The sequence below is a fragment of the Streptomyces sp. NPDC002156 genome (assembly GCF_053593675.1).
Window position 1 is genome coordinate 19,758 of sequence record NZ_JBSFDA010000021.1, and the last position, 25,366, is coordinate 45,123.

Genomic DNA, 25,366 nt, shown 5'->3' on the forward strand with positions numbered 1-25,366 from the left:
CGCCTCTCGTACTTGGTAAGTGTCCGGAATGTCTTGGGTAAGGGTTTCTGCCCAGCCGTGACCCGACCGGCCCGATCACCCTCCTCCCAGACATGAGCCTCACCGGTACGCCGTTCCTCATCACGACGATCGCCCTCGCCGCCGTCGCCGTACTGCTGCCCCTCGCCCTCTGGTCCCGGGTGCGCGGGCCCGCGCTGGTGCGCGGCGCCGCCCGGCTGCTGATGGTGCTGTTCGCCCAGGCCACGGCGGTCACCCTGGTCTTCCTGCTGGTGAACAACTCCAACAACCTGTACGACAACTGGGGCGACCTCCTCGGCACGGGCGACCATGTCCAGGCCGCCGCCGATCTCGGCGCCGACGGCACCGGCGGTATCTCCCTGCGCGAACTGCCGAAGGTGAAGCAGACGTTCCGCGAGGCCAACGGGCCCGGCATGCACGCGGCCGGCGGCGTCCAGGTCACCGACCTCAAGGGCCAGGTCTCGGGCGTCGACGCCGAGGTCTACGTCTGGCTGCCCCCGCAGTACCACGAGGCCGCCTACCGGCACCGCAGGTTCCCGGTCGTGGAGCTGCTGCCGGGCTACCCGGGCTCGGCGAAGTCCTGGTTCGGCTCGCTGCACGCGCCCCAGCAGCTGCTGCCGCTGATGAAGAGCGGCCAGGTCACGCCCTTCATCCTGGTGTCTCCGCGTACGACTCTCATCGCCGACGCGGACACCGGCTGCGCCAACATTCCGGGCCGGGTCAACGCGGACACCTGGCTCAGTGTCGACGTACCGAAGATGGTCACGGACAACTTCCGTGCCGAGGGCGGGCCGGGCGGCTGGGCGGTGGCCGGGTACTCGGCCGGGGCGCACTGCGCGGCGAAGCTCGCGGTCGCACACCCCGACCGCTACCGGGCCGGGGTGTCGCTGTCCGGCTACAACGACCCGATCGGCGAACCCCTGTCCCTGGCCGCGCAGACCCCGCAGCTGCGGGCCGCGAACAACCCGTATCTGATCCTCAAGCACGACCGCGTCGCGCCCGCGATCTCGCTCTACGTCTCCGGCGAGTCCGGCGACGGCTACGAGGCCGGCATGGCCCTGCAGAAGGTGGCGAAGTCACCGACCGCCGTGGACGTCGTCTATCTGCCGCGCAGCGCCGGCGGCCACAACATGGCGCTGTGGCGGCCCCAGATCACCACGGTGTTCCGCTGGCTCACCCAGCAGTTCGACGCGGGCGGCCACAAGACGACCGGCAATACGTCGAACACGACCGGCTCCACGCCTTCAGGACGGACTACTCGTCCTCACTTGCCGTCGACCGCCGGTTCCACGCGCGCGGCGCTCGCCAGTGGAACCGCATCGCGAGCAACCGCAGTACGAAAGCCGTGACGACCGCCAGCCCGCTGGTGAGCGAGGTGAGCGCGTCGTAGCGGATGCACAGGACGGTCAGCGCGGAGCCGACGATCGCCGGGACCGCGTACAGGTCCCGGTCCCAACGCAGCAGCGAGGGAACCTCGTTGGCGAGGACGTCACGCAGCACTCCGCCGCCCACGGCGGTCGCCAGACCGAGGGCGGCGGAGGCGGTGAGGCCCAGGCCGTAGTCGTACGCCTTCACCGTGCCCGTGACGCAGAACAGCCCGAGCCCCGCCGCGTCGAACACGTTGACGCCGACCTGGATGCGCTCCACCTCCGGGTGGAGGAAGAACACGAGCAGGGCGGCGAGCAGCGGGGTCAGGAAGTACCCGAGATCCGTGAACGCGGCCGGCGGCACGGCCCCGATGACGACATCCCGCAGCAGCCCGCCGCCCAGCGCGGTGACCTCGGCGAGTACGGCGATCCCGAAGACGTCGAAGTTCTTGCGTACGGCGAGCAGGGCGCCCGAGATCGCGAAGACGAAGATGCCGACGAGGTCGAGGGTGTGCTGGACGGAAGGGCTGAAGAGCTGCTGGATCACCCCCATATTCTCACCAAGAAACGGGCGTGTGCCTTACAAAGCAAGGCAGGGCGTGCGTGACCTCTTAGATGACAGGCTCAGAACACCTGGAGGGTCATCGCGCCGCGCCGGCGGCGGCCTCGGCGACCGCGCACACGCCTCTCCTCGCGCCAGGATGTCGAAGGCGGCGTTGGCGCCGAGCGGTTCGGGTACGCCGCCGTAGGCCAAGGCCTCGGTCAGCGGTGGCATCACCGAGTCCGTGGCCATCATGGCTTCGCCGATGACTTCTGCTTGTTGAACGCGTATGCCCCGGCAGCCAGCTCACTGGCTGCCGGGGCATACGCGTCGATAAGACTTTCCTCTATTTTTTCTCGCCGCCGGTTTCCGGTGCGTCCGGCGTCTCCGGCTCCTCGGACGTGGCCTCGGTGTTGTCGGCCGCGACCTCCGCCGCGACAGCCGCCGACGTCTCCGCCGACACCGCCAGCACCTCGTCGGCCACCAGCTCCGCCGCCTCCTTGGCGACCGTGAGCAGCACGGTGTCCTGCGGGGCCTGGTCCTCGAAGTTCTCCGGGTGGTGGCAGGCGACCTGCTGGCCCGGCTTCAGCTCCACCAGCTGCGGCTCGGCCGTCGTGCAGATCTGCGTAGCCTTCCAGCACCGGGTGTGGAACCGGCAGCCGCTCGGCGGTGAGATCGGTGAGGGCACGTCACCCTTGAGCAGGATGCGCTCGCTCTTCGCCGACCGGCGCCGCGGATCCGGGATCGGCACAGCCGACATCAGCGCCTTGGTGTACGGGTGCATCGGCGCCCTGTACAGGGACTCACGGTCGGCCAGCTCGACGATCTTGCCGAGGTACATCACCGCGATCCGGTCCGAGACATGCCGGACCACCGAGAGGTCGTGCGCGATGATCACGTACGTCAGGCCCAGCTCCTGCTGGAGGTCGTCCATCAGGTTGACGACCTGGGCCTGGATCGACACGTCCAGCGCGGAGACCGGCTCGTCCGCCACGACCAGCTTCGGCTTCAGGGCGAGCGCGCGGGCGATGCCGATGCGCTGTCGCTGACCGCCGGAGAACTCGTGCGGGTAGCGGTTGTAGTGCTCGGGGTTGAGACCCACGACCGACAGCAGCCGCTGGACCTCCTTCTTGATGCCGCCCTCGGGCTCGACGCCCTGGAGCCGGAAAGGAGCGCCGATGATCGTGCCGATGGTGTGCCGCGGGTTCAGCGACGAGTACGGGTCCTGGAAGATCATCTGCACGTCACGCCGCAGTGGGCGCATCCCACCGACACCGAGGTGCGTGATGTCCTTGCCCTCGAACTCGACCGTACCGGCGGTCGGTTCGAGCAGCCGTGTGATCAGCCGGCCCATCGTCGACTTGCCGCAGCCCGACTCGCCCACCACGCCCAGGGTCTCGCCGGCCCTGACCTCGAAGTCGATGCCGTCGACCGCGCGCACCGCGCCGACCTGCCGCTGGAGCAGGCCCTTCCGGATCGGGAAGTGCTTCTTGAGGCCAGTCACCTTGAGCAAGGTCTCGCCGGGGGCGGCGTCCTTGGCGAGGATGGCGCCTTCACTCTGCGCGGGAATCTTCACTGCCGCGTCCTCGGGTTTCTCGCTCACAGCTTCGGCGCAATCTCTTCGGTCCAGATACGCTCCCGCTGCTCCTGCGTCATGTGGCAGGCGGCCCAGTGCCGACTGCCGACCTCGGCCAGCTCGGGGCGGACCGTGCGGGTGACGTTGTCCTTGGGGATGTCCGCGTACGGGCAACGCGGGTTGAAGGCGCAGCCGGACGGAATGTTGATGAGGGAGGGCGGGGAGCCCTTGACCGGGATGAGGCGTTCCTGCTGGTCGCGGTCGAGGCGCGGCATCGAGCCGAGCAGGCCCCAGGTGTAGGGGTGCCGTGGCTCGTAGAACACCTGCTCGGCCGGTCCCCGCTCCACGCAGCGGCCCCCGTACATCACCAGGAGGTCGTCGGCCAGCTCGGCGACGACGCCCAGGTCGTGGGTGATGATGATGACCGCCGAGCCGAACTCCGTCTGCAGGTCGCGGATGAGGTCGAGGATCTGTGCCTGGACGGTCACGTCCAGGGCGGTCGTCGGCTCGTCCGCGATGAGCAGTTCGGGGTTGTTGACCAGCGACATCGCGATCATCGCGCGCTGCCGCATACCGCCCGAGAACTCGTGCGGGTAGCTGTCGACCCGCTTGTCCGGCTGCGGGATGCCGACCCGGTCGAGCATCTCCACGGCCCGGCGCTTGGCCGTCTTCTTGTCCACCTTGTGGTGGATGCGGTACGCCTCCACGATCTGCTGGCCGATCGTGTAGTACGGGTGCAGCGCCGACAACGGGTCCTGGAAGATCATCGACATCTCACGGCCGCGCAGCTTGCGGACGTAGTCCGGGTCGGCGGACAGCAGCTCCGTGCCGTCCAGCCAGATCTCACCGGACACCTGCGCCTTGCGCTTGCCGTACTGGCCGGCACTGTGCAGGCCCATGATGCCGAGCGAGGTCACCGACTTGCCGGAGCCGGACTCTCCCACGATGCCCAGGGTCTTGCCCTTCTCCAGCTGGAAGCTGAGCCCGTCGACGGACTTGACCAGGCCGTCGTCGGTCGGGAAGTGCACCTTCAGATCGCGCACTTCGAGGAAGGCGGTCGGTGCCGACAGGGCGGTGGTGGGCTCGCCCACGGCCGCTCCGCTCTTGCTGAGTTCGGTCATGACAGCCTCACTCGGGGGTCGATCACGGCGTACAGGACATCCACCACGAGGTTGGCGAAGAGCACGGCGAGGGAGGTGATCAGGGTGACGCCCACGATGATGGGCAGGTCCTGGTTCCTGATGGCGTCGAGCACCGCCCGGCCCAGGCCGGGCAAGTTGAACGTGGACTCGGTCAGGATCGCGCCGCCGATGAGGGCGCCGAGGTCCATGCCGAGCATGGTCAGGATCGGCGTCATCGTCGAGCGCATGGCGTGCTTGCCGATGACCGTCTGCTCCTTGAGGCCCTTGGCACGGGCGGTGCGGATGTAGTCCTCGCCGAGGATCTCCAGCATCGTGGCGCGGGTGATCCGGGCGTACATCGCCGCGTACAGGAACGCCAGGGTGATCCACGGCAGGATCATCGCGCCGAACCAGCCGGAGAAACTCTCGTCCAGGGGCACGTACTGCGCGTCGATCCACTTCAGCCCGAAGGCGAAGACCGCCAGGCTGAGCATGCCGGTGAAGTAGATGGGCAGGGAGACACCCGCGAGGGCGACCACCATGGCCCCGCGGTCCCACAGGGTGCCCCGCTTGAGCGCGGAGAGGACACCGGCCGCCACACCGAAGATCAGCCACAGCACGGCCGCACCGAGCGCGAGACTCAGGGTCACCGGGAAGCGGTCGGTCAGCACCGGCCAGACGGCCTGCTCGCTGCGGAAGGAGTAGCCGAAGCAGGGTGCGGCGCAGTGGATGGTGTCGCCGCCGCCCGAGTAGGTGCGGCCGGCGAAGATCCCCTTGAAGAACTCCCAGACCTGCGCGTAGATCGGGTCGCCCAGGCCCAGCTTCTGCCGGACGCCCTCGACGGCGGCCGGGTCGGCCTGCTTGCCCACGAAGCTCGTGGCGATGTCGACACCCGCCCACTTGGGGACGAGGAAGAAGATGCCGAAGACCACCATGACGATGACCACGAGCATCACTGCGGCGGCGAACAGCCGCCTGATGAGGTAAGCGAGCACAGCTCTTGGCCCGCTGCGCACTGCGGGCCACCAGAGGTCGTCCGGTGGCCCGCAGTCACGCCGCGCCGGCCTTCACCTGCCTTTCGTGCAGTACGGCGGGTGCGCCGGGGCTACTTCGGGGACTTCAGGCCGAGGTTGACGAAGTCGTACATACCGCTGTAGCCGTTGCTGGTGTACACGTTCGCCAGGTTGTCCGAGCGCCAGTTGATGAACTTCTCGAAGACGAAGGGCAGGTAGTACGCGCCCTCCATGACCTTGTGGTTGATCTCCGTCGACAGCTTGGTCTTGCCCGCGTCGTCCAGCGTCGTGACGTACTGGTCGAACAGACCGTCGATGGTCTTGTCCTTGATCAGCGCGTAGTTGGAGTTACCGCTGTCCAGGATGTACTTGCTGTTCCACAGCGGCAGACCGAAGCCCTGGACGGACGGGAAGTCCGGGCCCCAGCCCATGATGATGATGCCGTAGCCCTTCTTCTTCACGTTCTCGGGGCTGCCGATGATGCCGGTCGTCTGCGAGCCGTCGTACTGGTCGATCTCGGCGGTGATGCCGATCTTCTTCAGCGACGCCTGGAGCGACTGGGCGGTGGCCACCTCGACCGGCTTGTTGTTGCGGACGGCGATGGTGGTGCTGAAGCCGTTCGGCTTGCCGCAGGCCTTGAGGGCCTCCTTGGCCTTGGCCTCGTTGCCGCTCTTGTTGGCACCCGCGATCTCGTACGGGTCGTACTTCTGGCCCTCGGCGCCCGGGACGGACGGCGGCAGCATGTTGGTGCCGATGTCACCACCGGCGACCGGGCCACCGCGCGCGGTCTGCAGCGACACGTGGTCGGCACCGTAGATCACGGCCTTGCGGCACTCGATGTTCTCGAACGGCGCGACGCTCTGCGGGAAGACCGCGTAACGGACGTAGCCGGAGACCGGGTTGTCCAGGTTGGCCTTGTGCTCCTTCAGGGCGGTGGTGCGGCCCTGCGGCGACATGCCGGTCTGGTTGATGTCCAGGTCCAGGTCACCGTTGAGCAGACGCTGGTCCAGCTGGTTGGCGTCCGAGAAGAACGTGACGGTGATCTTGTCCGGGTAGGCCTTGCGGATCGGGTCCGAGGCCTGCTTCCAGGAGGCGTTGCGGGTGAGGGTCAGTTCCTTGCCCGGGCTGTACGACTCGAACTTGTACGGGCCGGAGGAGAACGGCTTCAGGCCGTACTTGGACTTGGTGTCCTTGTCCTGGCGGACCGGGGAGGCCGAGACCAGGGCAAGCATCTCCTCGAAGTCGGAGTTGGCCTGCGGCAGGTGGAAGACGATGGTCTTGTCGTCCGGCGTGTCGATCGCCTTCAGGCCGAGCTTGTCCGCGGAGGTGTCCTTGTACGGGCCCTGGTACTCGCCCTTCGGGTCGAGCACGTCCTTCAGGTAGACCGGACCGCCGGACAGCACGTCCTGCGCCCATACCCGCTCGATGCCGTACTTCACGTCCTTGGACGTGATCGGCTTGCCGTCCTCCCATGTCACGCCGTCACGCAGGGTGTACGTGTAGGTCTTGCCGTCGTCGGTGACCTTGGCGAGACCGGTGGCGAGGTCGGGGGTCAGCTCGGCGCCCGCGACACCGGGCTCCGCCTTGCCGGTGACCAGCTGACGGCTGTAGTAGCGCGCGAAGTTCCACATGAAGCCGTAGTAACCGCGCGTGGTGTCCCAGGAGTCCGCGTCCTGGGCGCCACCGAACTTCAGCGTGCCGCCCTTCTTGGCCAGCGAAGCCTGGGCGACCTTGTTGTTCGCGGCGTCGAAGCCGGCGGCACCGGTGCTCGAGCCATTGTCGCCGTCGTCTCCACCGCCGCCGCACGCCGCCGTGGTCAGCAGCGCGGCCACCGCGGCGACAGCGGCGAATGCGCGCTTCCGCCGTCCTGAGGTGCGTTGGGTAGTCACGATCTCGGATCCTCCGGATTGATGAGAGACCCCGTGTGAGTAGCACGGGACGGTTGTGGTGCAGCGGTTCAGCGGGAAGCCTTCGGGTCCAGCGCGTCCCGGACGCCGTCGCCGAAGAGGTTGAAGGCCAGCACGGTGATGAAGATCGCCACGCCCGGGACCACCATGTACATGGGATCCGACTCGTAGTAGTCGATCGCACTCGAGAGCATCTGCCCCCAGGAGGCCGTGGGCGGCTTGACGCCCACGCCCAGGAAGCTCAGTGCCGCCTCGGTGAGGATGTTGGTGGGGATCATCATCGTCGAGTACACGACGATCGGGGCGACGAGGTTGGGCAGCAGTTCCTTGAACAGGATGTACACCCGCCCGGCACCCAGCGACCGGGCAGCCTCGACGTACTCGCGCTCACGCAGCGAGAGCGTCTGGCCGCGCACCACGCGTCCGATGTAGGGCCAGCCGAAGAAACCGATGACCAGGATCATCACGAACACACGCACGCTCGACCCGGTCAGGCCCAGCATCTCGTTCGGCATGACCGAGACCAGAGCAATGATGAACAGCAGCTGCGGGAAGGCCAGCAGGCCGTCCATCACGCGGCTGATGAGGGAGTCGAGCCAGCCGCCGAAGAAGCCGGCGAGGATACCCAGGACCGTTCCGAGGATCACTGCGACCATGGCGGACAGGAAGCCGACAAGGAGCGAGATCCGGGCGCCGTAGAGGATGCGCGCGAAGATGTCGCGGCCGTTGACCGGCTCGACACCCAACAGGTGGTCGCCGCTGATGCCGCCGAGAGAACCCGTGGGCGTACCGAACAGCGGATCGATGAGGTCCTCGTGGTACTCGTTCGGGTCCTGCCCGAGGATGCCCGTGATGAGGGGGGCGGCCAGTGCGACCACGACGAGCAGGAGCACCACGACACCGCCCGCGAGGGCGAGCTTGTCCCGCTTGAGCCGCTCCCAGGCGATCCGGCCCAGCGAACGCCCCTGAACGGCCTTCGCATCGGTGCTGGCCACCGCCGCTTCCTCGGCCGCGCTCGGGGCCGTTTCCGCAGTCGGCTCGTGCAATGGTGCCGTCATCTGGCAGGGACCCCTCTCAACCGGCGGTAGCCGGCTCACACTTGCCGCTGTAGCGACGTGACCAGTCCGTTGTACGCAGGGGAGGACAACCCCCTGCTGCGGGAGTCTTCAACGGTTCAGCGATCTGTCACCAGACCTGGCGATGAATGGATGCGTAACCGTGATGCTGTCCTGGGGATTCCGTTATCCGAACGGCGGGTAGCGGCGGCCGGACAGGTACGGATGTGGACATTGAACGTAGGCTCGAACATTTCACCTTGATCTACGCGCGGAGACACCGCTCACGCCTCGATGCGCGATCACCGTGAGGTGACGCGCTCAACGCGCTGGTGTTTCCGCTCAGTAACGACCCCGCGCCGGCGGATACCCGTACCCCGCGGCCGGAGCCTGGGGCGGGGCGGCGATCGCGTGGGCCTCACGGTCGTAGAACGGGCGGGCGTTCACCCGCAGCCACATCACGACCGGGTCCTGCTCGTCCGACATCGCGACCGTCGACACCGGCAGCCCGTCGGGGACCGCCCCTATCGACTGCTGCATCATCGCCCGCACCGAGTCCACGGCCGGCGGCGAGGTGTCGTACACATCGAGCCCGATGGCGAGGTACGGCGCCCCGAGCGCCGGCTGCACCCAGGCGCGGCGCAGCGAGCGGACCGCCGGGGTGCGGTGGGCGTTCTGCGAGAGGAGGGCGTAGAACTGCGGGATCTCGATGCCGGGTTCGGCGAGGCGCAGGGGCCCGGCGGGCTGGCGTTCCAGGCCCGTCGCGATGCGGCGCAGATCGAGCCAGGGGATGCCGACGCCGCCGCCCGGGGAGTGCGGGTTGAGCCAGAGGCCGTACTGGTCCGGGTAGAGGGTGCGGGCCACGTCGAGGCCGTCGACCACCTCGTACGACCTGTTCCAGCCGCTGACCGACAGCTCCTGGGCGGAGGTCACGCAGGGGGCGTAGCCGTACCCCTCGACCTGCATGTTTCCGTACTGGGCGTCCGGGGAGCCGGCCTGGCCGTGCCAGAGCAGCATCCAGATCTGGCCTGAGGACGGGGTTGCGAGGGCGCGCAGGAGTGCCTCGTAGGCGTCGTAGCGCCCGGGCGTGACTTGGCGCAGCATGTGCTCGACCTGACCGGCCGCGGCCGTGCCCGACGCGCTCACCATTACCGCCCCTTCGTTTCCCCTACCGAGTTGTGCGTTCCCTAGCTTAAGCGGCGCCACTGACAGACACGGCCTGTCGAAGGCGCCCAGGAACTCGTGACTTGCGGTTTTTCGGCGACTGCGGGCCGTCGTGGCTGGTCGCGCAGTTCCCCGCGCCCCCAGGTGGGTGCCCCTGAGGCAAGTTCATCAGTAACCGTGCTGGTAGAAGGGGCGGACTCGGTCCCTCAGCCAGTCCGTTACCGGGTCCTGGGCCGCGTCCAGGAAGACCAGGTTCACCGGCCAGGGGGAGCCCACCCGGCCGAGTGCTCTTCCTACCGCGTCCATGGGGATTGTGCGGGCCACCGGGTCCCAGGGGGAGAGTTCTACGCCGATGAACATGACGGGGGCGGAGGTCTCGATGGTCGCCAGGCAGCGGCGGGCCGTTCGGACGACGCCCGTGCCGGCGAACTCCGTCGCCGCGGCGGTGAGGAAGTCGACCGGGTCCTCCTGCCAGTTCGGCTCGTAGAGGCGGACCCGGCCGCCGCCGGCGCCGTCGAGGACGGTGCGGCCGGAGCGGCAGAGTTCGGCGACGGCGGGCGGGGGCAGCGGGACGCCGACCATGCCGTCCGGGTTCATGGCGATGCCGACCTGGGGCGGGAGGCCACGGGCGAACTCGACGGCGGGGGCCACGGTGTACGCCATGTGGCCGCCGACGACCTGCCGGAACTGCTCCTCCGAGCTGAAGACCGGCACGTACGCCTGGCCGCCGATGTCCATCGTGGGCAGGTCGAGGGGGCCGGAGTGGGGGCCGCCGCCGGACGGGAGGGGGACCCAGACGAAGCTGCGGCCGAGGACCTCGACGATGCGGGCGCCCGCGCCGGGCACGCCGAGGGAGGCCGAGAGCACCTCCTCCAGCTCGTTGCCGGGCCACCCGCCGTGCGAATGGGGGTGCGCCTGTGCGGGGAAACCCCCGGGAAAGTCCGGGGGGAAGTCCGCCGGGATGTCCATCTGCTGCCTACCGCCCGCTGTGAACCGCTGCCTTGAGTCTCTTAATGGGCAAAACCCTAACCGGCCCCGGCGGGTACGGACATCAGTCCGCGAAGTCGATCCTGCGCAGGGTGTCCGCCGCGTCCCGGTCGATCAGCACCGCCGAGCCGCAGCCCTCCGGCAGGTTCCCCTTCTCCACCGAGCGCAGCAGGCGCGAAGCGGCCTGGCGGTGGCGCAGGAACGCGTACCGCGAGACGCCCCGGCCGCGTTCGCGCTGGCCCTCCAGGGCCTCGTCCGGGGTGACGTCGAGGAGGAGCAGGTGGAGGGTGCCGCCGCGGCGGCGGGCCTCGCGGGCCAGCCAGCCGCGCACCCAGGCCTGCGTACCGCAGTCGTGTACGACGACCCCGGCGCCGGAGCGCAGGGTGCGGCGCAGTCCGGCGTAGTGGGCGAGGCGGACGAGCGGCCGGTAGACGGCGTAGGGGAGGAACGAGGGCGTACGGGCGTCCCAGCGGTCGCGGGTGTTCTGCGAGTCGATGCCGGGGCCGCGCACCGCCCGGCGCATCAGCGTGGACTTGCCGCTGCCGGGCAGGCCGGTGACCACGACGAGGTCGCGGGCGCCGAAGGTGAGGCCGTGCGGGCTGTGGCCCGCGCGCTCCCGCAGATCGCGGATCACGGGTGCAGGGCGTGGGGCGCACGCCTCCCGGGCGGGGGCGGCGGGCTGCGTGGGCAGCGCGTCGGTCAGTGCGAGGGCTGAGGTCGTCGCGTACGCCGTGGTCCTGTTCACCGTGATCGTCCTCCCATGGGGTCGGGAAGTACCGTCCCCGTCGAGTGTAAAGAGAAGGTAATACGCGGTGTCTCTCGTTTGGGTCCGCTTACTGCAACAGGCCTGCTACAGGGCGGTATGTGCCGCTGTGGCGTGACTGTGTTCTCTCTGTGAAGGGTCCCCCTGCCGTGCCGAAGCAATGCGTGCGATGATGTGCCCGCCAACTGCATACCGGCCGCTTGAATCCGCGCGGGAGAGTTCCGGACACCTACGGGTGACCGGGCGCCGAAGGAGCAAGTCCCTCCCTTGAATCTCTCAGGCCCCGTACCGCGCGGGCGAGGCACATCTGAAAAGAGGGCTGCCGGTCCTGTGACCAGCGGCTCCACCCACGGTGCAAGCCATGCCCTTGATGGTCATGGCGAACCTCTCAGGTTCCGATGACAGATGGGGAGGAACGACCTCGCCGTCATGCCCTGGGAGCACAACCGATGAGCAGTAGCCCTGTTCCGCGTACGACCGCGCTCGATGCCCTGCATCGTTCGCTCGGCGCGACGATGACCGACTTCGCCGGCTGGGACATGCCCCTGCGGTACGGCTCCGAGCGCGACGAGCATCTGGCCGTGCGCACGAAGGCCGGCCTCTTCGACCTCTCCCACATGGGGGAGATCACCGTGACGGGGCCGGAGGCCGCCGCCCTCCTCGACTACGCGCTGGTCGGCAACATCGGGTCCATCTCTGTGGGCCGCGCCCGCTACACGATGATCTGCCGGGCCGACGGCGGCATCCTCGACGACCTGATCGTCTACCGCCTGGCCGAGACCGAGTACCTGGTGGTGGCCAACGCCGGCAACGCGCAGGTCGTCCTCGACGCCCTCGTCGAGCGGTCCGACAGCTTCGACGCGCTCGTCCGCGACGACCGGGACGCCTATGCGCTGATCGCCGTACAGGGCCCCGAGTCCCCGGGGATCCTGAAGTCCCTCACCGACGCCGATCTCGACGGCCTGAAGTACTACGCGGGTCTGCCCGGCACGGTCGCCGGGGTCCCCGCCCTCATCGCGCGCACCGGATACACCGGCGAGGACGGCTTCGAGCTGTTCGTGGCGCCGGGCGACGCGGAGAAGGTGTGGCAGGCGCTGACCGACGCGGGTACGCCCGCCGGGCTCGTCCCCTGCGGACTGTCCTGCCGGGACACCCTGCGCCTGGAGGCGGGCATGCCGCTGTACGGGCACGAGCTGTCGCTCTCGCTGACCCCGTTCGACGCCGGGCTCGGCCGAGTGGTGAAGTTCGACAAGGCGGGCGACTTCGTGGGCCGCGCGGCCCTGCGCGAGGCCGCCGAGCGCGCCTCGTACGAGCCGCCGCGGGTCCTGGTCGGCCTGGTCGCCGAGGGCCGTCGCGTCCCGCGCGCGGGATACGCGGTGGTCGCCGACGGCCGGGTGATCGGCGAGGTCACCTCGGGCGCCCCCTCCCCCACGCTCGGCAAGCCGATCGCGATGGCGTACGTCGACTCCACGCACGCGGCGCCGGGCACAGCGGGCGTGGGCGTGGACATCCGGGGCAGTCACGAGCCGTACGAGGTCGTGGCACTGCCGTTCTACAAGCGCCAGAAGTAGCCCGGGTTTCACTCAGGCGTCGTCAGCGACCCGTGTCATGGCTGCTCACGGGCAGTCCCCTGTAGTACCCCATGCATGACCAGTCCCCCGCGTACAGGAGAATTCAGGCCATGAGCAACCCCCAGCAGCTGCGCTACAGCAAGGAGCACGAGTGGCTGTCGGGCGCCGAGGACGGCGTCTCGACGGTCGGTATCACCGAGCACGCGGCCAACGCGCTCGGCGATGTCGTGTACGTCCAGCTTCCCGAGGCAGGTGCCACGGTGACCGCGGGCGAGACCTGCGGTGAGCTGGAGTCGACCAAGTCCGTCAGCGACCTGTACTCCCCGGTCTCCGGTGAGGTCACCGAGGTCAACGAGGACGTCTCCAACGACCCGTCGCTGGTGAACTCCGCCCCGTTCGAAGGCGGTTGGCTCTTCAAGGTGCGCGTCGCGGAGGAGCCGGGCGACCTGCTCTCCGCGGACGAGTACACCGCGTTCTCCGGCAGCTGAGATCCCCAGGCGTAAGGACGTATTGCCCCCATGTCGCTTCTGAACACTCCCCTGCACGAGCTGGACCCGGACGTCGCCGCCGCCGTCGACGCGGAGCTGCACCGTCAGCAGTCCACCCTGGAGATGATCGCCTCGGAGAACTTCGCTCCGGTCGCGGTCATGGAGGCCCAGGGCTCGGTCCTCACCAACAAGTACGCCGAGGGCTACCCCGGCCGCCGCTACTACGGCGGCTGCGAGCACGTCGACGTCGCCGAGCAGATCGCGATCGACCGGGTCAAGGAGCTGTTCGGCGCCGAGTACGCCAACGTCCAGCCGCACTCGGGCGCCTCCGCCAACCAGGCCGCGCTGTTCGCGCTGGCCCAGCCCGGCGACACCATCCTCGGCCTGGACCTGGCGCACGGCGGCCACCTCACCCACGGGATGCGGCTGAACTTCTCCGGCAAGCAGTTCGACGTGGTCGCCTACCACGTGGACGAGGCCGGTCTTGTCGACATGGCCGAGCTGGAGCAGCTCGCCAAGGAGCACCGGCCGAAGGTGATCATCGCGGGCTGGTCGGCGTACCCGAGGCAGCTGGACTTCGCGGAGTTCCGCCGCATCGCCGACGAAGTCGGGGCCTACCTCTGGGTCGACATGGCGCACTTCGCCGGTCTGGTCGCGGCGGGCCTGCACCCGAACCCGGTGCCGTACGCGGATGTCGTCACCTCGACGACCCACAAGACGCTGGGCGGCCCGCGCGGTGGGATCATCCTGGCGAAGCAGGAGTTCGCGAAGAAGCTGAACTCGTCGGTCTTCCCGGGCTTCCAGGGCGGCCCCTTGGAGCACGTGATCGCGGCGAAGGCGGTGTCCTTCAAGGTCGCCGCTTCGGACGACTTCAAGGAGCGCCAGCGGCGTACGGTGGACGGTGCCCGCATCCTGGCCGAGCGCCTGGTGCGGGCGGACGTCGGCGAGCACGGCGTGTCCGTCCTCTCCGGCGGTACGGACGTCCACCTGGTCCTCGTCGACCTGCGCAACTCCGAGCTGGACGGCAAGCAGGCGGAGGACCGTCTCCACGAGGTCGGCATCACCGTCAACCGGAACGCGATCCCGAACGACCCGCGTCCGCCGATGGTGACGTCGGGGCTCAGGATCGGCACACCGGCCCTCGCGACCCGCGGTTTCACGGCCGAGGACTTCACGGAGGTCGCGGACGTCATCGCGGAGACCCTGAAGCCGTCGTACGACGAGCAGAGCCTGAAGGCACGGGTCAGGGCGCTGGCCGACAAGCACCCGCTGTATCCGGGCCTGACCAAGTAGTACCCCCCGGAGTGAGTGGGCTCCGCCCCGGCGCGGAGCCCACCGCCCCCGTTCTGAGGAGTCACCGTGGCCGTTTCGGTCTTCGACCTGTTCTCGATCGGTATCGGCCCGTCCAGCTCCCACACGGTCGGCCCCATGCGCGCGGCCCGGCTGTTCGCCCGCCGGCTGCGCAACGAGGAGGTCCTCGGGGCGGTGGCGTCGGTCCGGGCGGAGCTGTACGGCTCGCTCGGCGCGACCGGCCACGGCCACGGCACGCCCAAGGCGGTGCTGCTCGGTCTGGAGGGCGCCTCGCCGCGCACGGTGGACGTGGAGGGCGCGGACGTCCGGGTGGAGCAGATCAAGGAGTCGGGCCGGCTCAGGCTCCTCGACGACCACGAGATCGCCTTCTCCTTCGACGACGACCTGGTCCTGCACCGCCGTAAGACGCTCCCCTACCACGCGAACGGCATGACCCTCTGGGCGTACGACGCCTCGGGGGCCGAGCTGCTGTCGAAGACGTACTACTCGGTGGGCGGCGGATTCGTCGTCGACGAGGACGCCGTGGGCGCGGACCGGATCAAGCTCGACGACACACCGCTGAAGTACCCCTTCCGCACGGGCGACGAGCTGCTGCGCCTGGCGAAGGAAACAGGCCTGTCGATCTCCGCGCTGATGCTGGAGAACGAGCGGGCCTGGCGCACCGAGGACGAGATCCGCTCCGGGCTGCTGGACATCTGGCGGGTGATGCAGGCGTGCGTGTCACGCGGTATGTCCCGCGAAGGCATCCTGCCGGGCGGGCTCCGGGTGCGCCGCCGCGCGGCCATGTCGGCGCGTCAACTCCGGGCGGAGGGCGAGCCGTTGGCCCGCGCGATGGAGTGGATCACGCTGTACGCGATGGCGGTGAACGAGGAGAACGCGGCGGGCGGCCGGGTCGTGACGGCCCCGACGAACGGCGCCGCGGGCATCATCCCGGCGGTCCTGCACTACTACATCAACTTCGTGCCGGGCGCCGACGAGGACGGCGTGGTCCGCTTCATGCTGGCCGCCGGCGCGATCGGCATGCTGTTCAAGGAGAACGCGTCCATCTCCGGCGCGGAGGTCGGCTGCCAGGGCGAGGTCGGCTCGGCCTGCTCGATGGCAGCGGGGGCGTTGGCGGAGGTGCTGGGCGGGAGTCCGGAACAGGTGGAGAACGCGGCCGAGATCGGCATGGAGCACAACCTCGGGCTGACCTGCGACCCGGTCGGCGGCCTGGTCCAGATCCCGTGCATCGAGCGCAACGGCATGGCCGCGGTGAAGGCGGTCACGGCGGCGCGGATGGCGATGCGGGGGGACGGCTCGCACAAGGTGTCCCTGGACAAGGTCATCAAGACGATGAAGGAGACGGGGGCCGACATGAGCGTCAAGTACAAGGAGACGGCCCGGGGCGGGTTGGCGGTGAACATCATCGAGTGCTGACGCTCTCGGCGCCCGTGCCCGCACGTCGCGCCACCGAGACGAAGGCCAGCTTCGCGCGTTGCAGTTCGTCCGGCCTCTCATGGCTCCGCAGAGAGTCGACGAGGTGTTGGGCCCGCCTCGGCAGCCTCGGGTGGACCTTCCAGGAGGACCCCGCTCAAGGCACGTTGCAGCAGAACGTCGTCGTCGGGCTGACCCCGCCCGTTCCGTTCGGTGAGGATCCGGGCCTCCGCGGCTCCGAGGAACTCCGCGTAGGTCTGACGACGGAGGACGAACTCACGGTGACCGGCCTCGGCTCGGAGCGTCATGCGCACCGATTCGAGCAGCGCCTCCGCCTGGCGGTCGCCCGCGTGACGCGCGGCCGCTGCCTGCCGGATCCCCGCGCCGCGATCCTCGGCGGTGGCTCTCTATCGACTTCTCGACGTTCTTCCCGTTTTCCCCGGTGATGACCGGATCACCCGTCTGTTCACCCTCGTTCCCGGGTCCGGCTTCGGTGTCGACGCTCTCGCGGCGATCGACGGCCTCGGCGGCCGCACGGTGCCATGGGCCGAAGCGTGCGGGCGCACGTACGACCTGGTCGTGGCCGCGAGCCCGAAGGGCGACCTGAGGCTGCTGCACGGCCCGCGCGTCCTCCTGTGATCGGCGATCTCACTCTGGAGCGGGTCCTCGCCTCGACGTCCCTGCGCGACCGCTACCGCGCGGCGTTGGGCACCGGGGCCCGCTCCCTGATCGTCCTGGTCTCCACCTGGGGGAGGGAGTCCCTCATCCGGCGACATCCCGGGCTGCCCGCCCGACTCGCGGCCCAACTCCCCCACGACGAACACCAGTTGGCGCTCGTGGTCCATCCGAATGAGCGCAGCCTGCTGGTGACGTACGAACTGAACGAACGCCTCGCGCCGGCCCTCGACACGGGCATGATCCTGCCGGACCCTCACGAGGAGTGGGCCTCCGCACTGATCGCCGCCGATGCCCTGGTGACCGACCACGGATCTTCCGCCCTGTACTACTGCGCCGCCCAGGACCGCCCCGTCGTGAGCGTCCACCGAGGCGGCGGCGAACTGATCCGCGACAGCCCGATGGGTGAACTCCTGGGCCGAATACCGCAGTTGGGACGCGCCGAAGACATCGCCGACGCACTGCTGGCGTACCGGCCGGGTCCCGGGGATGCCGTGGACCGTCTGAGAACCGAGATGTACACCCTGCTCGGTCTCGCGCCGCCCGCGCATCACGTCACGCCCCGGTTGCTGCCCCTCCCGGCACCCGCCGTGCGTGTCCCCACAGCCTTCGACGTCCACGCCGAGGTCACCGCGACCGGCGTCCGGATCACCCGGCCCGCACCGGGCCGCCCGGCCACCACCTGGCCGTGGAGCACGGCGCCGCCGACGAACAACTCGCCCGGTCCGCAGGCCTGTTGTACCGCCGCCCGCTCCCGGCGTCCGCCGCCCCCGTGGACCTGGCCTGGACCGCCGACGGATGGATCCGGCATGCCCTGTCCGCACTGCCCGACGATCATGCACTATTCCGGTCCCGGGTAAACCAGTTGGGCGCTGACGGCTGTATCAGGGTGTCACTGCTGTGATCCTGTGGAGGGACCCTGAAATGGTTGTCGAACCTGTGGTGGTGGTCGTCGTGCTGACCTGTGCACGGCTGGTGTATGGGCTTGCGGTGCTGTGGACGCGGCCGGCGCGGGAGCGTGCGTGGGCGCATGCGCTGGCCACGGTGGTGCGGGCGGCGGGGCCCGGTGGCACGGTCGAGGTGACGCGGGCCGACGGCGACATGCTGACCGCGCGTTCGGCGACGGCCGTCGAGGCGGCCGGGGCGGACCGTCGGTGAGCGCGGAACAGGCCGTGCGGCCAAGGGACTTCGAGACGTTCTTCGCGGGCGCGTACGGACGTGTCCTGGCGCAGGTGATCATGCTCTGCGGCAGCCGTGAGGACGCCGAGGACGTCGTTCAGGAGGCGTTCCTGGAGGCCTACCGGGCCTGGGACCGCATCGCCTCGTACGAGCTGCCCGAGGCGTGGGTGTACCGCGTCTCGGTCCAGCGGCTGTGGAAGACACAGCGCAGGCGCCGGAAAGGCCAGGAACGGCTGCCGGATGTGCCGGTGCCGGTGCTGGCGAGCCCCGAGGAGAGTGCGGAGGCCCGCGAGGTGCTGCGGCTGCTGGCCGCCCTGCCGCCGCGGCAGCGGGTCACCATGGTGCTGTTCTGTCTGCACGGCTGGTCCCAGAGCGAGATCGCCAAGACGCTGCGGATGACGCGCGGCGGCGTCGCCGCGAACGTGGCGAAGGCCCGCCTGACGCTCAAGGAGGCGCTGGACATGGCCACGGACGACACCAACCGGCGCGACCCGTTCATGTCCGGCCCGCGGCCGGTCGGCTCGGGACGGCTGGACGCGAGCCGGATCGGCCTCGGCCGCGACCCCGTCGTCATGGCCCTGCGCGGCGCGGAGGCCTGGCTGCGGGCGGCCGTCGAAGCGGACCCGGAGGCGCTCGGCCGGGCGCGGGCGGCGCTGGCCCGCAGGCTGGAGGAGAAGCGTTGACCGCTGTCCTGGGGTGGTTACGCGGGCTGTTCGCCGTGGCGCTGCTCGCCGGGTTCTACGTCGTGGCGTTCGGCCTCCTCGCGGCCGACACGGCACTCGTCGGTCTCATGCTGTGGGGGATGGTCGAGTTTCCCTCGCGGGCAAACAACTGGTGGCTCGCCCTGGCCGCCAGCATCCCGGCGGCCTCCGCCCTGCTGTACGGGATAGCCACGGTGAGCCGTACCGAGGAGCCCCCGCCCGACGCGGTTCTCCTGCGCCGCGCCGACGCGCCCGGCCTGTGGCGGCTCGTCGAGGATCTGGCCGGGCAGTTGCGCACCCGGCCGCCCGGCCGGATCTATCTGACGTCGGAGGCGAACGCGTCGGTGTCGGAGGACGCCCGGCTGCTCGGCTTCGCGGTCGGCGAGCGGACCATGTACCTGGGCGTGCCGCTGCTCCTCCGGCTGCGGCCCATGGAGCTGCGGGCCGTGCTCTGCCATGAACTCGGCCACTACGCGGGCCGCCACACCCGGTTCGGCGCGATCGCCTACCGGGGCGCCGCGTCGCTGCACTCCACCCTGTTCCGGCTGCGGATGACCGCGCGGTCGGAAAATGCCCTCGGGTATGCCTGGCTGTTCCAGGCGGCGATCGGCGCCTATGCCTGGATGTATCTGCGCCTGTCCCTGGCGGTGCGCCGGCGCCAGGAGTTGGAGGCCGACGCGGAGGCCGCCGCCGCGGTCGGACCGGAGGTGACCGCCCAGGCGCTGCGCGCCGTCCACGCGCTCGGCATCACCTGGGCCGGGTTCGAGAGCCGGTTCCTGCGGCCCGTACAGCGGCTCGGGTTCGTGCCCGAGGACGTGTTCGAGGCGTTCGCCGCCATGGTGGGCGACCCGCTGGTGCGGAAGCGGATGGCCGACCTGCGCGCGCACCCCGTCGAGGCGGGCCGTTCCCCGCTGGACTCCCATCCTCCGCTGGCCCGACGGCTGGCCCTGATCGAGGCGCGGCCCGCCACGAGCCCCAGGACCGTCGTCGACGACGAGGAGCCGCTGGTCGCCGACCCGTCACCGGTGCCCCGGGTGCAGCGCAAGATGCTCGGCGAGCCCTGGCAGACGGCGACGGCGCTGCCCTGGACGGAGTGGGCCGACCTGGCCGCCGAGGCGTTCGCCATCGAACTCGCGAGCTTCCTGCTCGACGCGGCCCGCGACCCCGACCTGGCCGCGCGCCCCACTCTCGCCACTGTTCTCGGCCTGCTGGAACGCGGCGAGCAGACAGGGCTGGTGCGCCGGCTCACCGACGCGCCCCATCCCGAGGAGCAGCTCACCGAGGCTCTGTACGCGCTGACCGGGCAGGCGCTGGCCGGCGCGGGCCGGGCGCGCTGGGTGCTCAGTTGGACCCAGGGCTACCTCCTGGACTGTCCCCGGGACCCGCGCGGGCGCCTGGACGATCTCGTCGCGGCCGCCGCACGCGACCGTACGGCGGTGTCGGCCCTGCGCGGTGAACTCGTGCGCCTCGGACTGGACATCGAGGCGCCGGTCGTGCTGGCCCTGCGTACCGTGGCCGCACCGGCCGGACCGACGACGGCTCGGCGGAGTACCAGGAGCGCGTCGAACCTGGTCGTCGAGGAACTCGCGCGGCAGCGCAAGGTCGCCAAGGTGACCATGGGTGCGCTGATCGTCGCGGGGGTGGTGTGGGGGATCGCCCTGATCGGCTCCGACTCCTCCCAGCCCTACCAGACCTTCCCGCAGGCCTACCGGACCGCGCAGCCGACTCCGGCATTCCCGCAGTACTCAGCCTTGCCCGGCTACACCGATCTCCTGCCGGAGTCGAGCTTCACCCCGCGGCTGCCCACGCCGGTCTTCACCGACCTGTTCTCGCCCCCGCCACTCGAGCTCTACTTCGGCTTCCATGAGGTCGTACGCGGTGACACGCTGTCCGGCCTCGCCTGCGAGTACGGCACCACTGTCGAAGACCTGCAGGAACTCAACGAGATGGGTAAGAGGACCGACCTCTCGGTGGGACAGAGGCTGCTGGTGCCGACACGAGAGCAGGGCTCCGGAAGCGGGGCGGCGGACTGCCGGTGACCGGAGCGGGTCAGCGGCGGTCTCGCTTCGGCGGCGGTTCTTCGGCGGGTGCCCACCAGGCGAACCGGTCGGCCCGCCGCCACGAGCGGCCCGGGTCGTGCGCCGGGAAGGAACCCGCGTACGCCTCTTGGTCACCGAAGTGGCCCGAGCCCGCACCCGCACCTGTGCGCGGGCCTGCGCCGGAGGCCCAGGCGAAGGTGTCGGCCGCCGTGGGCGGTGGCTCGGCGGAGGTCCTCGGCTCCGCATCGCGCGGCGGTGCCTGGCGGCGGCGGTCGTACGCCCTGCGACGCACCGGGTCGGACAGCGTCTCGTAGGCCCGGTGCACGTCCTGGAAGGCCTCCGCGTCGCCGCCCCGGTCGGGGTGGTGGGTCAGTGCCCTGCGGCGGAACGCGCGTACGATCTCGGCCCTGGTGGCATCGGCCGGGACGCCGAGCAGGGCGTAGAGGTCCGGCTCGTCCGTCGAGGTCATCGCGCCGCTACCTCGGCCTGTCGGCAGATCAGCCGCCACGACGCGCGGTGCGCCGGACCGGACAGGGCCGAGCCGTGACCGGACACGAACGTCACCCACCGGCGTCCGGCCAGGTAGCACCAGACGTCCAGCTCGTTGTCGTCCCCGGAGTAGAAGAAGTCTCCCCGGTCGAACTCGTCGCCGTTGACGAACGGTGACTGCAACCGTGCCTGTGCCTCCGCGGGCAGATTGCCGAGAAATCCGCGCAGGGGCGCCGACAGCGGCAGTTCCTCGCCGTACTCCGGCGGCGCTGCGCCGCCCGGCAGTGCGGGACGGGCGGAGCGCGCCCGGGTCGGCTTCTGCACGACCACCGCGTGCCGCAACGACGACGGTACGAACGGCACGACCTTGAGCAACTGCGCGGGCCCGCCCCGGTCGTTGACGGTCGGCGTGGCCACGGCGAGACCCCGCTCGCCGAACACCACCGCGTACGGACGTTCGTGGTCCGTACGGTGGCAGTACGCCCACCACTCGACGATCGGACCGACCCTGGCGACCATCCGGTCCCGGGCCGCCTCGCTCAGCTGACGCCACCAGTACTCGCGGCCGGGCCGGTCGACGAACCCGAGCGTCCCGGCGTCGTGCACGGGAGCGTCCACCCTCGCGGCGCGTCCCGGAACGGGAAGCGACCCGGCCCGATCCACCGGGCCGACCTCACCGGCCTTGCGCCGGGGCACGGGTTGCGACGCCATACGGGACCCCCCAGGTCTCGGTTCCGCCGACAACGGCCGGTCCATTGTGGCCGCGCGGCTCCGGCCGGGGAAGAGTGCCGCCCGGCCACCGCACCGACGGTGTCCGTCAGAGCGGACTCCGGTCGGCGGCCGGCACCGACGGAGCGCCCGGTGGCAGGTTGAACGGTGTGACCACCTGGATCGCCGAGGGCAGTGACGGGCCGTCGTCGGGGAGTGCCTTGTGGGCGCGCATGATGATCTGGCAGGCGCGGCGCATGTCCTGGCGCAGGTCGTGGTGGAGGACCGCGGAGAGGCGGCGCTCGCGCAGCAGGCGGGTGTTGTCGTGGTCGAGGTCGTGGGCGACGAACACCGCGCACTCCCGGCCGAGCGCGTGGAAGGCGTCGAGGGTGGCGAGGTTTCCGCCGCCCGCCGAGTAGACGGCGATGATGTCCTCGTCCCGCTTGAGCGCCTCCAGGACGAGATCGCGCTGGGTGGCGTCGAGGCCGTCGCTGTCGGTGACCTCCACCAGGGACCGTCGGGGGTCGGCGAGGCGCATCGCGCTGCGGAAGCCCATCTCGCGTTCCTCCTCGCCCCGGAAGGAGCCCCGGCTGATGGTGGTGAGCACATTGCCGGGCCGTCTGCCCAGCCACTGGCCCAGGAGGTAGGCGGCGGTGGCGCCGGCCGCGCGGTTGTCGATGCCGACGTACGCCAGGCGGGCGCTGTGGGGCAGGTCGGTCACCAGGGTGACGACGGGGATGCCGGCCGCGACCAGCCGGCCGACCGCGGCCGCGATCTCCGGCTCGTCGGGGGCCTTGAGGATCACCCCCTGCGTACCGCGCTTCGCGATCTTCTCCAGGGTCCCGATCAGTTCGTCGGGAGAGCAGGTCTCGCGGAAGTGGAAGCGTGAGCGGACGTGAGCGGGATGCAGGGAGGGCAGTTCGGCTTCGAGCGCCTCCCGTACGGCGGTGGAGAACCGCTCCGGGGTCTGCATCACGATGTCGATCATGAAGGTGCGGCCGCCGAGCCGGACCTGGCTCTGCTGGCGGTCCAGGTCGCTGATGGCTTCGTGGACCTCCCTGACGGTGCTCTCCGTCACGTTGCCCCGCTGGTTGAGGACGCGGTCGACCGTGGCCGTGCTCAGCCCGGCCTGCCTGGCGATTTCCCTGATCGGGTAGCGGTGTCGCATGACTGGTCCCAAGAGGCGATGGTGAATAACCGATGATGGACTTTTGATGCAATGAGAAGCATTGAATGATGGGTTCGGGTTCTCAAGACTGGCAGAAACGCACGGACTGCGAAAGGACCCTGATGTCTCCCCCAGCCGTGGGAGCGCGGACTTGGCCGACCGAGGCCGACTGCGATCTCGATGTGTTCCGCTCGCTCGTGGAGCAGGCCACCGACCCCGCCGACCACCTCTCGGCCGAGCGGATCGAACAGAACGTCCCGCTGTACGACAGCGATCGGCTCCGCGGCCTCGCGATCACCGCCGAGGGCCGCCGGGACGTACAGAGTGAACTGGTGCGGGCACTGCTGGACGGGCCCGGCATCGTGGTCCTCAAGGGCGCCTTCCCGGACGCGGTTGTCGTGGACGCGGCGTCGGAGGCGTTCCGTGCGCTGATCGAGGAGGAGCGCGCGAGCGGCGCGGCCCGTGGTGACCACTTCGCCAGGCCGGGCGCGAACGACCGGGTCTGGAACGCGCTGGACAAGGTGGCCGTACGGGCGCCGGAGGTGTTCGCCGACTACTACGCCAACGACGTCCTGGAGCTGGTCGCGGAGGCCTGGCTCGGCCCCGCCTACCAGGTGACCTCGCAGGTCAACGTGGTCAACCCGGGCGGCGCGGCGCAGCACGTCCACCGTGACTACCACCTCGGTTTCCTGTCCCAGGAGCGCGCTGCCGCCTACCCGGCGCACGTCCACCGGCTCTCCCCCGTGCTGACCTTGCAGGGCGCGGTGGCCCACTGCGACATGCCCGTGGAGTCCGGCCCGACGCTCTATCTCCCGCACTCGCAGAAGTTCGAGCCCGGCTATCTCGCCTGGCGGCTGCCGGAGTTCGTCGAGTACTTCGACGCCCACCGCGTCCAGCTCCCGCTGGAGAAGGGCGACGCGGTCTTCTTCAACCCGGCGCTCTTCCACGCCGCCGGGCACAACCGGTCGGCCGGCATCCGGCGTATGGCGAACCTGCTGCAGATCTCCTCCGCCTTCGGCCGCGCCATGGAGAGCGTGGACCGCGAGGCGATGGCGAACGCGCTGTTCCCTGTACTGCTGCGCCGCAAGGCCGAGGGCGCCTCGGAGGACTGGCTGCGCCGCGTGGTCGCGGCCACCGCCGAGGGGTACCCCTTCCCCACCAACCTGGACCTCGACCCCCCGGTTGCCGGTCTCGCCCCGCCCTCCCAGGCGGACACCGTCCGGCAGGCCGTCGCCGAGGGCTGGGCCCCTGAGCGACTGCGCCAGGAACTGCAGGCGGCCGCCAAGCGCCGCCGGAGCTGAAAGGAACACCACTGCTCATGGGACTGCTTGAGGACAGAGTCGTCCTCGTCAACGGCGGCAGCCAGGGCGTCGGCGCGGGCATCGTGCGGACGGCCGTACGGGAAGGCGCGACCGTCGTCTTCACGGGCCGCCGGACCGACGTCGGCGAGAAGCTCGCCGCGGACACGGGCGCGCACTTCGTGCGGGCGGACCTCTCCGATCCGGCGCAGGCGCGCGACAGCGCCGTACGGGCCGTCGACGCCCACGGGCGTATCGACTGCCTGGTCAACGCGGCGGGGCTGACGACGCGTGGCTCGCTCCTCGACACCACGCCGGAGCTGTTCGACCAGCACATGGCGATCAATCTGCGTGCGCCGTTCTTCGCGATGCAGGCGGCGGTGGCCGACATGGTGGCGCGCAAGGCGCCGGGGACCATCGTCAACATCGGCTCCAACTGTGCGCACGGCGGGCCGCCCCACCTGGCTCCGTACTCGGCGGCCAAGGCCGGTCTGGCGGGCCTGACGCGCAACGCCGCCCACGCCCACCGCTTCGACCGGATCCGGATCAACGCCCTCAACATCGGCTGGACGGACACCGAGGGCGAGGACGCCACACAGCGCGCCTTCCATGACGCGGGCGACGACTGGCGCGAGCAGGCGGCCCGGTCGCAGCCCATGGGCAAGCTGGGGCAGGTCGACGAGATCGCCGACTTCGTCGTCTTCCTGCTCTCCGACCGCAGCGGTGTGGTGACCGGCTCGGTCATCGACTGGGACCAGAACGTCGTCGGCGGCCAGGACTGAACCGCCCTCGGGCAGACCGCCTTCGGGCATTC

At 70.1% G+C, this 25,366-nt stretch carries 24 protein-coding genes and 1 riboswitch; of the genes, 12 read left to right on the forward strand and 12 right to left on the reverse strand.

The genetic code is table 11. The annotated features are described in order from the left end of the window. The first annotated feature begins 92 nt into the window (after positions 1–92). Positions 93–1,367, forward strand: coding sequence for an alpha/beta hydrolase (locus ACWCRB_RS12080; RefSeq protein ID WP_450995945.1), 1,275 nt, complete (start codon positions 93–95; stop codon positions 1,365–1,367). Here ACWCRB_RS12080 and ACWCRB_RS12085 read toward each other — a convergent pair. From ACWCRB_RS12085 to ACWCRB_RS12125, 9 genes are all read right to left on the reverse strand, one after another. Continuing rightward, a complete protein-coding gene (locus ACWCRB_RS12085; RefSeq protein WP_450995946.1) occupies positions 1,273–1,932 on the reverse strand; it encodes a trimeric intracellular cation channel family protein in 660 nt (219 codons plus the stop codon). The two genes, ACWCRB_RS12080 and ACWCRB_RS12085, sit on opposite strands and share 95 nt — an antisense overlap. A 340-nt stretch (positions 1,933–2,272) precedes the next feature. Further along, a complete protein-coding gene (locus tag ACWCRB_RS12090; RefSeq protein ID WP_450995947.1) occupies positions 2,273–3,529 on the reverse strand; it encodes an ABC transporter ATP-binding protein in 1,257 nt (418 codons plus the stop codon). Further along, positions 3,526–4,623 (reverse strand): ABC transporter ATP-binding protein, encoded by a 1,098-nt coding sequence (locus ACWCRB_RS12095; RefSeq protein WP_450995948.1) that lies wholly within the window; start codon positions 4,621–4,623, stop codon positions 3,526–3,528. The genes ACWCRB_RS12090 and ACWCRB_RS12095 overlap by 4 nt, the downstream gene beginning before the upstream one ends. Next, a complete protein-coding gene (locus ACWCRB_RS12100; RefSeq protein WP_450995949.1) occupies positions 4,620–5,618 on the reverse strand; it encodes an ABC transporter permease in 999 nt (332 codons plus the stop codon). The genes ACWCRB_RS12095 and ACWCRB_RS12100 overlap by 4 nt, the downstream gene beginning before the upstream one ends. Before the next feature lie 110 nt (positions 5,619–5,728). Next, positions 5,729–7,525 (reverse strand): ABC transporter substrate-binding protein, encoded by a 1,797-nt coding sequence (locus tag ACWCRB_RS12105; protein ID WP_450995950.1) that lies wholly within the window; start codon positions 7,523–7,525, stop codon positions 5,729–5,731. A 68-nt stretch (positions 7,526–7,593) separates the two neighbouring features. Continuing rightward, positions 7,594–8,601, reverse strand: a complete 1,008-nt coding sequence (locus ACWCRB_RS12110; protein ID WP_450995951.1) for an ABC transporter permease — start codon at positions 8,599–8,601, stop codon at positions 7,594–7,596. A gap of 339 nt (positions 8,602–8,940) precedes the next feature. Continuing rightward, positions 8,941–9,744 carry an enhanced serine sensitivity protein SseB C-terminal domain-containing protein gene (locus ACWCRB_RS12115; protein ID WP_235479879.1) on the reverse strand — a complete coding sequence of 268 codons (804 nt, stop codon included), beginning with the start codon at positions 9,742–9,744 and terminating at the stop codon, positions 8,941–8,943. A 186-nt stretch (positions 9,745–9,930) separates the two neighbouring features. Beyond that, positions 9,931–10,731, reverse strand: a complete 801-nt coding sequence (locus ACWCRB_RS12120) for an enhanced serine sensitivity protein SseB (protein ID WP_450995952.1) — start codon at positions 10,729–10,731, stop codon at positions 9,931–9,933. Positions 10,732–10,813: 82 nt separating this feature from the next. After that, positions 10,814–11,500: an AAA family ATPase gene (locus ACWCRB_RS12125; protein WP_235479880.1), complete on the reverse strand. Its 687-nt coding sequence runs from the start codon at positions 11,498–11,500 to the stop codon at positions 10,814–10,816. A gap of 213 nt (positions 11,501–11,713) precedes the next feature. Beyond that, positions 11,714–11,813: riboswitch (glycine riboswitch) on the forward strand. Positions 11,814–11,961: 148 nt separating this feature from the next. On the opposite strand from ACWCRB_RS12125, the gene gcvT reads away from it, so the two are divergent. The 9 genes from gcvT to ACWCRB_RS12170 all read left to right on the forward strand — a co-directional run bounded on the left by gcvT (position 11,962) and on the right by ACWCRB_RS12170 (position 20,889). Continuing rightward, entirely contained in the window at positions 11,962–13,083 is a 1,122-nt protein-coding gene (gcvT, locus tag ACWCRB_RS12130) for a glycine cleavage system aminomethyltransferase GcvT (RefSeq protein ID WP_450995953.1), read from the forward strand. Between the two features lie 110 nt (positions 13,084–13,193). Further along, a complete protein-coding gene (gcvH, locus tag ACWCRB_RS12135; RefSeq protein ID WP_450995954.1) occupies positions 13,194–13,571 on the forward strand; it encodes a glycine cleavage system protein GcvH in 378 nt (125 codons plus the stop codon). A 30-nt stretch (positions 13,572–13,601) separates the two neighbouring features. Further along, positions 13,602–14,864, forward strand: a complete 1,263-nt coding sequence (gene glyA / locus ACWCRB_RS12140) for a serine hydroxymethyltransferase (protein WP_450995955.1) — start codon at positions 13,602–13,604, stop codon at positions 14,862–14,864. Between the two features lie 66 nt (positions 14,865–14,930). Then, on the forward strand, positions 14,931–16,298 hold the full coding sequence (locus ACWCRB_RS12145) for an L-serine ammonia-lyase (RefSeq protein ID WP_405535309.1): 1,368 nt from the start codon (positions 14,931–14,933) through the stop codon (positions 16,296–16,298). A 396-nt stretch (positions 16,299–16,694) separates the two neighbouring features. Continuing rightward, the gene (locus tag ACWCRB_RS12150; RefSeq protein ID WP_450995956.1) at positions 16,695–16,934 is read left to right on the forward strand and encodes a hypothetical protein; all 240 of its coding nucleotides are present in this window, start codon (positions 16,695–16,697) and stop codon (positions 16,932–16,934) included. Further along, entirely contained in the window at positions 16,931–17,830 is a 900-nt protein-coding gene (locus tag ACWCRB_RS12155; protein ID WP_450995957.1) for a hypothetical protein, read from the forward strand. Before ACWCRB_RS12150 ends, ACWCRB_RS12155 begins: the two co-directional genes overlap by 4 nt. Before the next feature lie 64 nt (positions 17,831–17,894). Next, positions 17,895–18,128: a hypothetical protein gene (locus tag ACWCRB_RS12160; protein ID WP_235474690.1), complete on the forward strand. Its 234-nt coding sequence runs from the start codon at positions 17,895–17,897 to the stop codon at positions 18,126–18,128. Beyond that, positions 18,125–18,832, forward strand: a complete 708-nt coding sequence (locus ACWCRB_RS12165; RefSeq protein ID WP_450995958.1) for an RNA polymerase sigma factor — start codon at positions 18,125–18,127, stop codon at positions 18,830–18,832. Before ACWCRB_RS12160 ends, ACWCRB_RS12165 begins: the two co-directional genes overlap by 4 nt. Further along, complete coding sequence (locus ACWCRB_RS12170) at positions 18,829–20,889, forward strand: M48 family metalloprotease (RefSeq protein WP_450995959.1); 2,061 nt, start codon at positions 18,829–18,831, stop codon at positions 20,887–20,889. The genes ACWCRB_RS12165 and ACWCRB_RS12170 overlap by 4 nt, the downstream gene beginning before the upstream one ends. A gap of 10 nt (positions 20,890–20,899) precedes the next feature. On the opposite strand, the gene ACWCRB_RS12175 is transcribed toward ACWCRB_RS12170, so the two are convergent. The 3 genes from ACWCRB_RS12175 to ACWCRB_RS12185 all read right to left on the reverse strand — a co-directional run bounded on the left by ACWCRB_RS12175 (position 20,900) and on the right by ACWCRB_RS12185 (position 23,254). Continuing rightward, positions 20,900–21,358, reverse strand: coding sequence for a DnaJ domain-containing protein (locus tag ACWCRB_RS12175; RefSeq protein WP_450995960.1), 459 nt, complete (start codon positions 21,356–21,358; stop codon positions 20,900–20,902). Continuing rightward, positions 21,355–22,089, reverse strand: a complete 735-nt coding sequence (locus ACWCRB_RS12180) for a hypothetical protein (protein ID WP_450995961.1) — start codon at positions 22,087–22,089, stop codon at positions 21,355–21,357. Before ACWCRB_RS12180 ends, ACWCRB_RS12175 begins: the two co-directional genes overlap by 4 nt. A gap of 106 nt (positions 22,090–22,195) precedes the next feature. Then, complete coding sequence (locus tag ACWCRB_RS12185; RefSeq protein ID WP_450995962.1) at positions 22,196–23,254, reverse strand: LacI family DNA-binding transcriptional regulator; 1,059 nt, start codon at positions 23,252–23,254, stop codon at positions 22,196–22,198. 122 nt (positions 23,255–23,376) lie between these two features. Here ACWCRB_RS12185 and ACWCRB_RS12190 point away from each other — a divergent pair, with 122 nt between their 5' ends. Further along, on the forward strand, positions 23,377–24,555 hold the full coding sequence (locus ACWCRB_RS12190) for a phytanoyl-CoA dioxygenase family protein (protein ID WP_450995963.1): 1,179 nt from the start codon (positions 23,377–23,379) through the stop codon (positions 24,553–24,555). A gap of 17 nt (positions 24,556–24,572) precedes the next feature. Then, positions 24,573–25,334: an SDR family oxidoreductase gene (locus ACWCRB_RS12195; protein WP_450995964.1), complete on the forward strand. Its 762-nt coding sequence runs from the start codon at positions 24,573–24,575 to the stop codon at positions 25,332–25,334. Positions 25,335–25,366 lie beyond the last annotated feature (32 nt).

Bases quoted from the DNA above. Each gene is read 5' to 3' on its own strand.
- glyA (WP_450995955.1), top strand. From the start codon at position 13,602: ATGTCGCTTCTGAACACTCCCCTGCACGAGCTGGACCCGGACGTCGCC.
- ACWCRB_RS12120 (WP_450995952.1), bottom strand. From the start codon at position 10,731: ATGGACATCCCGGCGGACTTCCCCCCGGACTTTCCCGGGGGTTTCCCC.
- ACWCRB_RS12160 (WP_235474690.1), top strand. From the start codon at position 17,895: ATGGTTGTCGAACCTGTGGTGGTGGTCGTCGTGCTGACCTGTGCACGG.
- ACWCRB_RS12080 (WP_450995945.1), top strand. From the start codon at position 93: ATGAGCCTCACCGGTACGCCGTTCCTCATCACGACGATCGCCCTCGCC.
- gcvT (WP_450995953.1), top strand. From the start codon at position 11,962: ATGAGCAGTAGCCCTGTTCCGCGTACGACCGCGCTCGATGCCCTGCAT.
- ACWCRB_RS12180 (WP_450995961.1), bottom strand. From the start codon at position 22,089: ATGGCGTCGCAACCCGTGCCCCGGCGCAAGGCCGGTGAGGTCGGCCCG.
- ACWCRB_RS12175 (WP_450995960.1), bottom strand. From the start codon at position 21,358: ATGACCTCGACGGACGAGCCGGACCTCTACGCCCTGCTCGGCGTCCCG.
- ACWCRB_RS12095 (WP_450995948.1), bottom strand. From the start codon at position 4,623: ATGACCGAACTCAGCAAGAGCGGAGCGGCCGTGGGCGAGCCCACCACC.
- ACWCRB_RS12195 (WP_450995964.1), top strand. From the start codon at position 24,573: ATGGGACTGCTTGAGGACAGAGTCGTCCTCGTCAACGGCGGCAGCCAG.
- gcvH (WP_450995954.1), top strand. From the start codon at position 13,194: ATGAGCAACCCCCAGCAGCTGCGCTACAGCAAGGAGCACGAGTGGCTG.
- ACWCRB_RS12190 (WP_450995963.1), top strand. From the start codon at position 23,377: ATGTCTCCCCCAGCCGTGGGAGCGCGGACTTGGCCGACCGAGGCCGAC.
- ACWCRB_RS12110 (WP_450995951.1), bottom strand. From the start codon at position 8,601: ATGACGGCACCATTGCACGAGCCGACTGCGGAAACGGCCCCGAGCGCG.
- ACWCRB_RS12185 (WP_450995962.1), bottom strand. From the start codon at position 23,254: ATGCGACACCGCTACCCGATCAGGGAAATCGCCAGGCAGGCCGGGCTG.